Raw genomic sequence first — 13,539 nt, 5'->3', positions numbered from 1 at the left:
CATTTAAGCCTACTTTAAATCAATCTATTTAGTATTGTAAATACATTTTTGTAAATCTTAGTAGTAAAATGCCAAATCGTCAAGATAACTTGCTCATGCTTACTGATAAGTATTCATGTGCTAACAAATCTAACCCTGCCTTTTTAAGCTCTCCTTTCGCCGTCACATAGTGGTACAGCGTACTGCTGGGAATATCACCAAGCTCCCTGCAAATCGCAGGAATACTTTTGGTTTGGTCTTGCATCAGATGTTGGGCATAGCGAAGTTTCTCAGCCGTCATGATTCTGGGCCTGCCACCTTTTCGTCCTCGAGCACGAGCCGCTGCGATTCCCTCTTTTACTCGCTGACGAATAATATTGCGCTCCATCTCTGCAAACGCCGCTTGAATTTGTAAAAACGCCCGACCTGCAGGGGTGGTGGTATCCATCGGTGAGTTAATCGCTTTAAAGCCAATCTCTTTTTCAGCCAGTTCATCAATCAGTTTAATAAGCTCACTGGCTAACCGCCCTAACCTGTCCAAATCTAGAACAACCAACACATCTCCTCTTCGCAAATAATTGAGACAATCATCTAAACCCTTACGTTGGGAATTACTACCCGATGCTTTGTCGGTAAAAATCCGTTCACAGCCAATTTCTTTCAACGCATCAACTTGACGGTCAAGGAGTTGTTTCCCTTCCGATGTGGATACTCGAGCATAACCGATTAAACTCATGGTAAAATTCTCACGATAAAAGATAATTACCCCATCTTATTATATTTAGATTTATTTGGCTTTATCGTGAAATAAATAGAATAAAAAAGCGCCGAATTGGCGCTGATTTACAAAATCACGAAAAACAATAGGTTTTCGTGATTTTGTACCTATAGCATTATTCATGGACAATATTTTATATATTAATTTTACTTATGTTACTTATATAAAATTAATATTTTTCTTATAAACAGACATTTTTTAATTTTTATATGACTGTTGAAACCTTATCATTTATCTTGATAAGGTTTTATCATAAGCTTCTCGTTTTTCAAGCACTTTATCCAGTAACGCAATACCTGCAGTAATATCGCCTTTAGCGGCTCGAGCTTTGAAGCGAGTTTCAATATCTTGTTTAGCAATCATTAAGGTCATGGCTTCATCAATCAGTTTATTAACACTAACCCCACGAGATACTGCAAGGCTTTTGATACGCTCATGTTTTTCTTCAGTTACTCTAAGTGTGATGACGGACATTATGTATCTCCAATAATTGTTTAGGGGTGATGACTTTAAAACTATCAAAGATTAATTCGCTTTGGCGAAAGTCTTTTAAATTCTTCGTAATGATATAATCAGCATTTCCCGCTACAGCCAATTCAACAATAAAATTATCCCCTTCGTCTTTTAGATTGGGTCGCCATAGATAGCTGACATCAATCAAGCGACATACTGAATATAACGCATTAAATAGGACTTCTCGCTCTGTAAAGATTAATGCCACAGGGTGGTCGAATACGGATTCACGTCCAATCAGGTCTTCATACTCAAACAATAGCGCATGACTGACTAAAGGCGTAAAGTTACCCGTTAGGCAACCACGAATGACTAAATTGTCATATCGGGAGCCTAAACAAGCCCCGACGATGATATTAGTATCTAAAATAATTTTCATAAAAATGCTATCATATGTGATAGCACTTAGTATACAAGATAACGATTTAATAATCGAATTTTCTTTTTTTACTTGAGCATAGTTCGCCTATCAATTTCCGCTCCCTCCATATTATAAGCTATAATCACCCATTGATTTTTGACATGAAAGCAAGGACACCCCATGACCGACCAACAAGCCTTACAAAGTAAACTATGGGCAATCGCCAATGAGTTATGGGGAAAAATGTCGCCCGATGAATACCGCAACTATGTACTTGGCTTTATTTTCTACAAATACTTATCCGAAAAAGCAGTAAGTTTCGCCAATACCCTACTCGCTGATGAAGGCATGGATTTGACTTACAGCGAACTTGATGAGACCAATCCAGAACACAAGCCTTATATCGATGCTATCAAAGCAAACGCCACCCATGAAGTTGGCTATGCCTTATCGCCCAATCAGCTCTTTCACCGTATGGCGACCCGTGCCAAAGCAGGCGATTTTATCCTAGATGACCTTGCCAACAATTTGCGAGCGATTGAGCAAAGTACCCTTGGTACCGATTCTGCTGATGACTTTGCCAATTTGTTTAGTGAAGTGGATTTAAACTCAACCAAACTTGGCAATACTGCTGATGACCGCAATAAGCTGATTAACAAGGTACTTATCCATCTTGATGAGATTGATTTTGATTTGAGTAATAGCGAAAGCGATGTGCTGGGCGATGCGTATGAGTATATGATTGCTAAATTCGCTGCTGGAGCAGGCAAAAAAGCAGGTGAATTTTACACGCCGCAAGGGGTTTCGACCTTGCTTGCTCGCCTTGTGACGCTTGGCAAAACCCGTTTACGCTCAGTGTATGACCCCACCTGTGGCTCGGGTTCGCTGCTACTGCGGGTCAAACGCCAAGTGCAAGATGTTGATATGATTTGTGGTCAAGAGTCCAACCATACGTCTTATAACTTGGCTCGCATGAATATGATTTTGCATGATGTGCATTTTGCCAAGTTTGATATTCGTCAAGAAGACACGCTGGTGCGTCCCCAGCATTTGGTCAAACGCTTTGAAGCGGTCGTTGCCAATCCGCCGTTCTCTGCTAACTGGTCTGCCGACCCGTTATTTTTGCAGGATGAGCGATTTGCCGCAGCGGGCAAACTTGCTCCGAAGACCAAAGCAGATATGGCATTTGTGCAGCATATGCTGTATCAGCTCGATGAGCATGGCACGATGGCGGTAGTGTTGCCGCATGGGGTGCTATTTCGTGGCTCCAGTGAGGGGATGATTCGCCAGTATTTGATTGAAAAGTTAAATGTGATTGATGCGGTAATTGGACTACCTGCCAATATTTTTTATGGGACGTCGATTCCGACTTGTGTGCTGGTGCTGAAGAAAAACCGTGACCGTGATGATGTGTTGTTTATTGATGCCAGTGGCAATTTTGAGAAGCAAAAGACGCAAAATGTGTTATTGCCTGAGCATATTGATGCGATTGTCGATGCGTATGCAGGGCGTGAGAATGTGGCGAAGTTTGCTCATGTGGCAAGCCTTGCTGATATCCGTGCCAATGATTTTAATTTGAATATTCCCCGTTATGTGGATACGTTTGAGGCGGAAGCGGCGATTGATTTGGATGCGGTGGCGCGTGAGCTTGGAGAGCTTGCGGTGGCAAGTGCTGCAACGGATAAAGTGATTGGGCGGTTTTGTGATGAGCTTGGGATTGTGTCACCGTTTGGGGGTGAGAAATGATTACTCCTAAGTTACGCTTTTCTGAGTTTAAAGACGAATGGAATAAAAAGAAACTAGGTGAAGTTGCACAATTTCTTCAAGGTGAGCAAGTAGATTTAGAACTACAAAAATCAAACTCTGAAATAGATTTAATCAAGTTTTTAAGAATTGAAAACTTTACACAATTATCATCAGATTTCAGATATGTTAAATATAATGGCAATCCTGAGAAAATACTCAAAACTGACGATATCGCTATTGTAAGATATGGAGCTACAGCTGGTTTCATTTGTTCTGGAATTGAAGGCTTAATAGCAAATAATATTTTTAAGGTAGTGCTAAATGAAAGTCTAAATAAGAAATTCACTCTGATCCAATTAAAGTCTGATAAAGTTTTTAATTACTTACAATCAGAAATGAGTGGCGGTGCAATGCCTGCTTTAAATTTTAAAATTGCGGGCAATATAGATATTTCGTTTCCTAAAATTGAAGAACAAACCAAAATAGCGGAATTTTTGAGTGCGGTTGATGACAAGATAAGCCAACTTAGCCGACAGCTTGAATTATTAAATCAGTATAAAAAAGGCGTCATGCAAAAAATCTTTAGCCAAGAAATCCGCTTTAAAAATGAAAATGGCGAAGATTTTGGGGAGTGGGAATATATTAAACTTTCTAAAATTGCTTCAATTCAAGGGGGTTTTGCATTCAAGAGTGATTATTTTGGAAGTGGAATTAACAAGGTTATTAAAATTGGTGATGTTACAGGAAGAATGTATCTCAAAAATTTCAAAGGCTCAACTAGTTCAGAACTTCCAGAAGAAAGGTATCAAGTATCTATCAACTCTGTTTTAATTGCTTTGTCAGGTGCGACTTTCGGTAAATTAGGTTTAATTCTTGATAATGAAAAAGCTTTTATCAATCAACGAGTAGCCAAAATTTATCCAACTCAAAATAATATTAATCTGTTTATTTACTTTTTAATGCAAACAAATGAATTTTATAATTATATCCAATCTATTCCAAGTGCTAGTGCTCAACCAAACATTTCTAACCAAGATGTTTTGAATTATGAATTTTATTGCCCGCAATTTGAAGAACAACAAAAAATAGCTGAATTTTTGACGGCGATTGACGAGCGAATTGACCACACTACCGCACAGCTTACCCACACCAAACAATGGAAAAAAGGGCTATTGCAGCAGATGTTTGTCTAGCTTTTTTTCTCAAAAATTGTTAGATTAAAATTTTATTATATTTTGAGGAAACCGTGAGAATTCAGCTGCTTTGGAATACCCCTATCATACTTGGCTCATCAACCACCTTGCGTGAGACCATGAAAAATTTTGACCTTAAAGAACTGCCGACCAATGCAGGGATTTATATGTTCTATCGTCAAATGAAAAACGGCTCGCAAGAAGTTTTATATGTCGGACAAACCACTAATATACGTAGTCGCATGAAAGACCATTTTAACAGTCTAAAGCTCGTTGAATGGCTTGAAGATACACAGCAAGGCAGCAAAATGCTTGTATTCGCTGACATTAAAACGCGTGGTGATTTAGCATATGCCTTAAATCAAGCGGAAAAATCCTTAATTCAACATTTCAGTGAAAATGAGCATCCATTGCTTAATATGAAACTCATGCCCGATAGATTTGATGAAATTGAATCAATTTTCACAGAAAATGACGCTATTGATGTGTTAAACGACACATTTTATGCTTATTCGGTAAAATAAGAAACTACAATGCCCCAAACTGAAGCCCAACTTGAAGCCGAATTAATCGACCAACTCAACCAATTGGGCTATCAGCGTATCGCCATCAAAGGCGAAAACGACCTAATCAACAACCTACGCACCACACTCGCTGACATCAACGGCATTGCCCGCTTTAGCGATGACGAATGGCAACAAATCATCAGCCATCTCACCACAGGCACCATCTTTGACAAAGCGAACATCCTACGCGATAAACTCCCCGTCAAATTCGATGATGGCAGCAGTCGGCACATTTACTTTTTATCAGACGACCCCACCCAAAACCGCTACCAAATCAGCAATCAAATTACGGTCGACCATACCAGTAGTAACGGACGTACCAGCCGATTTGACGTCACCATTTTGATTAACGGCTTACCACTGGTACAAATTGAACTCAAACGCCGTAGCATGGAAATCGCCGAAGCCTTTCACCAAACTCGGCGTTATAGCCGAGAAGCGTACAGTGCAGGGTATGGGCTATTTGGGTTTATTCAGCTATTTGTCATCAGTAACGGCGTCAATACCCGTTACTACGCCAACGGCACCAAAAACATCGAATTTGCCTTTGCGTGGGCAGATATTACCAACAAACAGATTAACGAAATCACCGACTTTGCTACCAGTTTTTTAACCCCCAAGCATCTTACCAAAATGCTCACCCAATACATGATACTGATGTCCACCACCAAAAGCCTAATGGTCATGCGTCCGTATCAGATTTATGCGGTTGAAAACATTATTCAGCATATTAACAGTAACAACAAGAACGGCTATATCTGGCACACTACAGGTTCAGGCAAAACGTTGACATCCTTCAAAGCCAGTCAACTTATCATGAATATGCCTGACATAGCTAAAGTGTTATTTGTGGTTGATAGAAATGACTTGGACACCCAGACGGCTACTGAGTTTAATAACTTTCGAGCCGATAGCGTGGACAGCACCAACAACACCAAAACGCTGGTGAGACAGTTGGGGCAACAGCACGATAAATTGATTGTGACCACCTTACAAAAGCTCAATAACGCCATTTCCAAAGACCATTACAGCGATAATATCTCCTATCTTAAAGACCAAAAAGTCGTGTTTATCTTTGATGAATGCCATCGTAGCCAGTTTGGTGACACCCATAAACGTATCAAACAATTTTTTAACAAGGCACAGATGTTTGGCTTTACAGGAACACCCATCTTTGAAAAAAACAGCACCAGTAAGGCAGGGCTAAAGCTCACCACCAACTATCTATTTGATAAGTGCCTGCACCAGTATGTCATTGTTGATGCGATACGCGATAAAAACGTGCTACCGTTTCAGATTGACTATCTGGGTCGTTACACCCAAAAAGGCATGCAAAAAAGTAAAGACACAAATACTGAACTGACTGCCGAACAAGTCGAAGCCGTCGATACCAAAGAAGTGCTTGAAGACCCAAAACGCCTTAAAATGATAGCTCGGCATATCATTGATACTTATCCCACCAAAACCAAACACGGCGAATTTACCGCCATGTTTTGCGTCAGTTCTGTCGAAGTCTTAACTCAGTATTACGAGCTATTTGAACAAGTCCAAGCCGAAAAACAAGCAGAAGATGAAGCACAGGGCAAGATTTTTAAACCTTTGACCATTGCGACCATTTTCTCATATGCCGCCAATGAAGCAGTGGAAACATTAGATGGTTTACTCGATGAAGAGTCGGCTGACATCCCAACCCAGATCAACCAATCAAGCCGTGACAAGCTTGATAGCTACATTGCCGATTATAACGCCACCTTTGGCACCAATTACAACTCAGGTGACAGCTATTATGCCTATTATCGAGATATCGCCACGCGAGTTCGCAACAAACAAATTGACATCTTAATGGTCGTCAATATGTTTTTAACAGGCTTTGATGCTAAAACTTTAAATACCCTGTATGTTGATAAAAATCTTAAGCATCACGGCTTGATTCAAGCATTCTCCCGCACTAATCGCGTGTTCAACGAGAAAAAACCCTTTGGTAATATTGTTTGCTATCGTAATCTTAAATTTGCCACCGATCAGGCATTGTCGCTATTTTCTAATAAAGACAAAGCCAAAGAAGTGGTTATCATTCCAGACTTTGAAGTTATCTTAGAAAAATACGAAGCGGCAGTCAAAGCTTTAAAAACAATCGTTGCGACGTATCAAGATGTCGATGATTTATACACCGAAGAGCAGCAACTCAGCTTTATTCAAGCGTTCCGTGATGTCGTACGTCTGCATACCCAGCTACAAACTTTCAGTGAATACGACCAGGATAACACGAGCTTAGATAAGCAAGAATTTGCCAATTATGCGTCTAAATACAGCGATCTAAAAAATGGCTTAACCACAGGTGGCGATAAATCCAAAACCTCAATCCTTGAAGATATCGACTTTCAACTTGATTTACTGCATTCTGATAGAGTCAATGTCGGTTATATTGTCAAACTACTACAATTAGCTAAAGACAGTAAAGATAAAAACCAACAACAGCAATACCGTAAGCAAGTTCAAGATATCTTGAACAACGATATCACACTATATGACAAACAAGAACTTATCCAAAAATTTATTGATGAAAACCTGCCTAAAATGCTGAACGGTCAAACAGTCGAAGAAGCGTTTAAGGACTTCTGGGATGTGGAAAAAGAAGCGGCTTATCAAAAAATGTGCGTGAAAGAAAATCTCAAAGTCGAGACCATGCAAAAAGTGATTCAAAACTATGAATACACCAAGCGGCTGCCACGTAAAGATGAGTTAAAGGACTTGCCCAATTATAAAGTAGGACTATTCAATCGAGATACGGTACTGAACAAACTTATGATTCAGACCCATCAGTTGATTGAGCGGTTTTATATGGGTTTATGATATTTGTAAAACACTTGATAGCTAAACTTACTGGACAATTCTCTTAATTTAATAGAAGTGAATACCAGCGCTTTTTTCTGTTGTATTGTATATTGCAACCATTAATAATTTATATTTCGCCTCTCCTTATACTTAGTGGGCGGCACATCATTCATTTTCTGATGGCATTTTAGGTTTTAATATTCTTTTTAGTATATTGAATAAAAGTTGCTTAGGCTAAAATTGTCCGAATTCGGACAATTAAAATTTATTGCTTTACACATTCCAAAACAATATTCTTGAATCTAGCTTTTACTTATATTAGTATAACAATCAACATAAATCTTCCTTTCATTCAAGAATAATATCCTTATGAATCAAAAAAACACCAAAGTAATAACAATTGCCAACCATAAAGGCGGCTGTGGTAAAACAGCAACTGTTGTCCATCTTGCTGCTGAATTAGCTCAACTAGACTTATCAGTTCTAGTAATTGATCTTGACCCGCAGGGTAACGCAAGCACTCATATCGGTATAAAACATCCCAGTGAAGTGTCTGTAACTATCAAAGATTTATTATTGGGTGGATATTCTAAATTAGTAGAAGCCGTTCAAGAAGAAACTAACTTTAAAGGGGTACATTTGATAAGTTCTTCCCTATCTTTGACAACCGAGGAAGACAAAATCAAAGACAATGAGCCTCGACCCTTAGAAGTTTTAGGGCGAATTATCAAGCCACTATTAGGGGTTTACGATGTCATCTTAATTGATACGCCACCAAGCTTACGCACATTGACCGGTAATGCTCTGTCCTGTGCCACAGATTATATTATTCCTATTTTTAGTGGTTCTCAATACGGTATGTATGGCGTATTAGATTTGCAGGCTTATATTGAGAAAATTCGATACATTAATCCAAACTTGAATTTATTAGGCGCATTACTCATTCGGCATGATGAAAGACAGCTAATGTGCCGGGCTATCAAAGAATCCGCGAAAGAACAAATTGGTAAGGTCATTCCGATTGATATTTCTTCGAGTAATAATATTGACAAATCTGCAGCACTCAAGGTTAGTATCCGAGAAGTCGATGCAACTGCAAAGATTGCAAGGAAATTTCGTCAATTAGCAATATGGGTAGCGAAAGAAACTGGATTAAAACCAGAATTACAACTGACTACTGTAATTGAAGGAGAGGAAGAAAATGACTAGTCAGCTTCAATCTTTGTTGAAAGAAAAAATCAATGCCAATATCAAAGCACATGGGCTTGCAGACAAAGAGTTTGCGGAATTTGACAGTTATCAGTCAGGAAAAATTGAACAAATTCCCCTTGATAAAATTAAACCCAACAATGCTCAACCTCGTTTAGAATTTACTGATGAATCGTTAGATAAGCTTGCTGATTCAATCAATGAACTGGGTTTGCTTCAACCTATCAGCGTCCAAAAGAAAGGGGATTTCTACAACATTGTAGCGGGAGAAAGACGTTTTCGAGCGGTTAAAAAGCTTGGCAAACAATTTATTGATTGTATTATAATTACAGTAACTAATGAGAACAACGCTCTATTGGCGTTAGCAGAAAATTTAAGCCGTGAAAACTTATCAGATTATGAAATAGCTAAAGCAATTATATCTTTTAAATCGAATTTTCCTTCCAAGACCGAATATGCGAAAGCTTTAGGTATTTCTAGACAGAAACTTTACAAATTATTTGCTTTTGAAATTTTAGATAATGATTTACTAGCTAAATTAGATAATCATCCTAACATCATCTCGGCCGATACTATTGAACAATTAGCCACACTAAGAAAACATCTTAATATTCCTCATGATGAATTTTTACCGCTTCTTTCCGAAGGGTTTGATTTAATTATCAGTAGCCACTTGAAGCAAAGTAAGTTACCAGACTTTATAAAAAATAAAGCTAATAACTCTCTTTCAAATCTACATCCTACTAATACCAAGGTAAGGAAATCTTACAAGAAAGAAGGTAGGACTATTGGAAAAATCATTCAAACTGATAAGAAATTTATTGTTGAGCTTGAAAGTCTTAATTTGAATGAAGCCGATTTAGAAAAAGTTGAAGTATTTTTTGATAACTTACTTTCTAATAGTTGATTTAGACTTGAACATCCAAGTGTGCGAATTCAAACAATTTAACTGATATTTTATTTTTTAATTTTTTGCAAAATACTCGAAAAACGTATTTATATTAAATTTGGAATTTTTAGTAAATCATATAAAAGTGTCCGAATTCGGACACTTTTTTGTTTCCATAGTATTCATAAAATAAGTCAGATCTTAATACCCATATCTTTCATTGCATTTTTAAAATATATTCTAAACATAATATCCTTATGGGCGGTATTATTTTTTCTCTGTCCTATAAATTGTTTTCCTACGATCGGTATAGAAGATATTTGAACTTGTACGCTATCAAGAATCAATTCTTGTTGCATGCAGGTCAGTTGTTCATAAAAAGAAATGAAATTCTCATTATGTTTTCTTATATTCTCTTGAGTTATTTTATTTTTATTTTCAATTATTTTTTCTTGATTGATTTTACTTTCAATCTCTTTATTTTTTAAAGATGAGAATTCCTGTGATTTCCTATATTCATCCAATCCCCAGCCTTGAGATTTTGCTATTTTAAGGATATTTTTTTTATGTGTCGGGTCAGTAATCTTTTTTTGGGCAATATAGTCTTTTGCTTTAGACGTGATAATCAATAACTCTTCTTTATTATAATTTTGTGATTCTTCAGAATGTTTATCTTCAAGAGACATAGCTTTCTTAAATTGTTTACTTGATTTATTGTTCTCATCTTGCTTGATAGTAAAGTAAAATTCAAAGCCGACTATTTTTCTTCCTTCTTTTTTTTGAATATAGTTAGTCGTAATATCCGTGAATTTATTAACTTGTTGGACTGCTAAATCTAATACTCTATTTTTAAAATTGCTCATTAAAATATATTCTGTTTTTTTAATGCCTAAACAGAACCGCAATTCTTCTAAGGAAATTTTAAGAATCTTAGTATCTCGCCACCGAATTAATAATTCATAAAGTCTAACCGCATAACGACTTTGTAGATTCACAATTTGTTGTAATTCGTAACTGGTAAATTTTTTATTTAATCCAACAATCAGTGGAACTACATCTGGTGAAAATTTAACACTTACGCAAGCTTCTTTATCGACATATTCGATCCAGCTAGTCAGGTTATACCCGCGATGTGCGATATTGTTATTCTTATTTTCATACCTGTATATGAATTTGGCGTTTAAAAGTCCCTCGACACCATTCTTAAGGCATTCATAAGCAGTATGACGTTCAACATTAAAAGCCTCCATATATTCACTAGCATGAATAACAAACTCATTTGACAATGTTTCTTCAACCTTATCGCTATTTTTTCTTGCTTTAATAATCGCTAAAAATATGATTCTTTGTTCGACTAAATCTAGACTATGACTTGCTTCAATAAAGTCATTATCTTTAACTATTAAATCAGTTTTTGAAATATTAGGATTTGCCATAGAATTAAGATGAAGGATTTGTAATTAGATATAAATTCTAAATTAAACTTTATATAAATACAATATAAATATATTGTATTTATAATGCTCGGAAAACGTATTTATAATGCTCGGAAAACGTATTTATAATGCTCGGAAAACGTATTTATATAATAAAAAATCCTTGTATAAATAATTGATTATAAATACAAAAAAAATTGATTTTATCGCTATAAAACAATAAAAATATATAAAACAATAAAAAGATTCTTAATTAGATTAATGTCAAAATATATAAAAGCTATAACAGCTAGCAATATAACTTTATATTTGATACCCCACTCTCAACTCGAAATAAGCAACTCAAACTGAAGTGGCGGATTGCCTAACTGTCTATTGATTACAAAGCAGAAGTTATGAGCCAAGATTTTACGCATAAATTTGTGGGATAAATGCTATAAATCTCTAGCTCTCACCTTTTGCGTATTAGACCACTGTGATAACTGACCAATCAGCGTCTCAATATTTCGACAAGCATTTTTAAGACGATTTATAACACTAAGCGGTCTTTTATCGGACATATTTTTTCTAAGCGGCTTTTGCAAATCAACACACCACTTAAAGCAATACTCGTATAAATCAGGACTTATATAACCCATATCTGCACCTAATAAGCCTTTGATATTATCAAGCATATCAGGTGCAAATACACTTTCATTTATCTTAGCAGAGGCAAAGGTAAAATTGGTTATCATGCCTGATAGATTGATAAGTAAGAAGCACAGCATGGTGACATCATCGTGATCCGACTATTTAGTGAGTTTACCGTCAAAGAGCTCCATCTCTGATACGGTGGTGATGATTCAAGCGGTGCGTGAGGTGTTAGATAAAACCTATAAAGACGGCTTGAAATACGCCAAAGCCGGAGTGATGCTATCGGGGATTTGTGAGTATGCTGAGACCATGAGTGATTTATTTGAGATGCCGGATGAAAAAGCGCAGGTGGAGTCTGAGAAGTTAATAGCGGTGATGGATGAGATTAATCAGCAGTTAGCACATGCTCTACCGGGTAGGGCAACCACCAAATTGTTTCTTACCAGTACCGCTATTGAGAAAAACCAAACTTGGCAGATGAGTCGAGCATTGTTAAATCCGTGATATACCACTAAATTATCTGATTTATTAGGCATAGATTAAGGGATTAGACCATGTGTGCCAACTTTCAACCGATTACCCAAGCGCAAGCGTCACGCTTTACCAATCAGCAGTTAAGCTTTGACTTTAAAGACGATATCTACCCAGGCTATGAAGCCCCCTTGCTGTTTGCTAACCTCTTATCAAATACGAGTGGCGATCTGCGATGTTTGGTATGATTCCTAAATGGGCCAAAGACACCAGCTTTGCTAAACACACCTACAATGCCCGTAGTGAAACGGTGATGGACAAACCGAGTTTTAAACGCGCTTGGTACAACAACCAGTTTGCGTTAATCTCGGTACAAACCATCTTTGAACCCAAATATATTGAGGGTAAGGCCCATCGCTATGGCATTGAACGCGAGGATGGTGAGCGGTTTACCGTAGCCGCTTTATATGAAATTGTTAAGATAAGGGAGCAAATCATTTGCTCCATGACCATGCTGACCACCAATGCCGATAATCATCCTTTCATGTTACAATTTCACAAGCCTGAAGATGAAAAACGCTCGATTGTGGTGATTGAACCTGAACATCGCCAGGATTGGCTCAATATGCATCATGAGGACGCGTTGGAGCTATTTAAACCGATGGGTGCTGGGTATGTAGCAGAACATAAGCCAAAGCCGAAAAAAACGCTTAAAACGGCGCAAATGGATGTGTTTAATGGCTAGGGTAGCGTTTATAAGACTGATTTACGCTATGATCTATAAGTTTGATAGTTGAAAGCCCATGACAGCAGATACGCAATCTCAAATCGATGCCATCTTTAACCAAGTTGCTCAGTACAACCAACAGCACGATACCAGCAAACCATTATTCTTTGATACCGAAACCACCGGTGGCGGCAGGGAGGATC

General features: G+C 37.5%; 11 protein-coding genes and 2 pseudogenes. 8 read left to right on the top strand and 5 right to left on the bottom strand.

Annotated elements, in window-relative coordinates; all coding sequences use genetic code 11:
- Positions 1 to 79: 79 nt before the first annotated feature.
- The 3 genes from RT143_RS11430 to RT143_RS11420 form a co-directional block, all read right to left on the bottom strand.
- A complete protein-coding gene (locus RT143_RS11430) occupies positions 80 to 715 on the bottom strand; it encodes a recombinase family protein (protein WP_313093154.1) in 636 nt (211 codons plus the stop codon).
- 273 nt (positions 716 to 988) lie between these two features.
- Positions 989 to 1,231 (bottom strand): toxin-antitoxin system HicB family antitoxin, encoded by a 243-nt coding sequence (locus RT143_RS11425; protein WP_050324837.1) that lies wholly within the window; start codon positions 1,229 to 1,231, stop codon positions 989 to 991.
- Positions 1,212 to 1,649 carry a putative toxin-antitoxin system toxin component, PIN family gene (locus RT143_RS11420; protein WP_101964950.1) on the bottom strand — a complete coding sequence of 146 codons (438 nt, stop codon included), beginning with the start codon at positions 1,647 to 1,649 and terminating at the stop codon, positions 1,212 to 1,214. Before RT143_RS11420 ends, RT143_RS11425 begins: the two co-directional genes overlap by 20 nt.
- A 162-nt stretch (positions 1,650 to 1,811) precedes the next feature.
- Here RT143_RS11420 and RT143_RS11415 point away from each other — a divergent pair, with 162 nt between their 5' ends.
- The 6 genes from RT143_RS11415 (at position 1,812) to RT143_RS11390 (ending at position 10,087) form a co-directional block, all read left to right on the top strand.
- A complete protein-coding gene (locus RT143_RS11415) occupies positions 1,812 to 3,377 on the top strand; it encodes a type I restriction-modification system subunit M (RefSeq protein ID WP_313093152.1) in 1,566 nt (521 codons plus the stop codon).
- Complete coding sequence (locus RT143_RS11410; protein ID WP_313093151.1) at positions 3,374 to 4,570, top strand: restriction endonuclease subunit S; 1,197 nt, start codon at positions 3,374 to 3,376, stop codon at positions 4,568 to 4,570. The genes RT143_RS11415 and RT143_RS11410 overlap by 4 nt, the downstream gene beginning before the upstream one ends.
- A gap of 53 nt (positions 4,571 to 4,623) precedes the next feature.
- Positions 4,624 to 5,094, top strand: coding sequence for a GIY-YIG nuclease family protein (locus tag RT143_RS11405; protein ID WP_313093150.1), 471 nt, complete (start codon positions 4,624 to 4,626; stop codon positions 5,092 to 5,094).
- Between the two features lie 9 nt (positions 5,095 to 5,103).
- Positions 5,104 to 7,989 (top strand): type I restriction endonuclease subunit R, encoded by a 2,886-nt coding sequence (locus RT143_RS11400; RefSeq protein ID WP_313093148.1) that lies wholly within the window; start codon positions 5,104 to 5,106, stop codon positions 7,987 to 7,989.
- Positions 7,990 to 8,340: 351 nt separating this feature from the next.
- A complete protein-coding gene (locus tag RT143_RS11395) occupies positions 8,341 to 9,180 on the top strand; it encodes a ParA family protein (RefSeq protein WP_036591935.1) in 840 nt (279 codons plus the stop codon).
- Positions 9,173 to 10,087 carry a ParB/RepB/Spo0J family partition protein gene (locus tag RT143_RS11390; RefSeq protein ID WP_313093147.1) on the top strand — a complete coding sequence of 305 codons (915 nt, stop codon included), beginning with the start codon at positions 9,173 to 9,175 and terminating at the stop codon, positions 10,085 to 10,087. Before RT143_RS11395 ends, RT143_RS11390 begins: the two co-directional genes overlap by 8 nt.
- A gap of 176 nt (positions 10,088 to 10,263) precedes the next feature.
- Here the strand turns inward: RT143_RS11390 and repM are convergent, their stop codons facing one another.
- Both repM and RT143_RS11380 read right to left on the bottom strand, forming a co-directional pair.
- Positions 10,264 to 11,505, bottom strand: a complete 1,242-nt coding sequence (gene repM, locus RT143_RS11385) for a replication initiation protein RepM (RefSeq protein ID WP_313093146.1) — start codon at positions 11,503 to 11,505, stop codon at positions 10,264 to 10,266.
- A gap of 323 nt (positions 11,506 to 11,828) precedes the next feature.
- Positions 11,829 to 12,260: pseudogene (locus RT143_RS11380) on the bottom strand (transposase); the annotation flags it as partial.
- A 40-nt stretch (positions 12,261 to 12,300) separates the two neighbouring features.
- Here RT143_RS11380 and RT143_RS11375 point away from each other — a divergent pair.
- Together RT143_RS11375 and RT143_RS11370 are read left to right on the top strand one after the other, a co-directional pair.
- Positions 12,301 to 12,642: a DNA polymerase Y subunit UmuC family protein gene (locus RT143_RS11375; RefSeq protein WP_313093144.1), complete on the top strand. Its 342-nt coding sequence runs from the start codon at positions 12,301 to 12,303 to the stop codon at positions 12,640 to 12,642.
- Between the two features lie 50 nt (positions 12,643 to 12,692).
- A pseudogene (locus tag RT143_RS11370) lies at positions 12,693 to 13,354 on the top strand (SOS response-associated peptidase family protein).
- Positions 13,355 to 13,539: the final 185 nt, after the last annotated feature.

The organism is Moraxella sp. CTOTU48268 (assembly GCF_032069585.1).
Classification (GTDB): domain Bacteria; phylum Pseudomonadota; class Gammaproteobacteria; order Pseudomonadales; family Moraxellaceae; genus Faucicola; species Faucicola cinerea.
The sequence above is the reverse complement of the archived record's forward strand: the minus strand, read 5'-3'. Positions and strand labels throughout refer to the sequence as shown.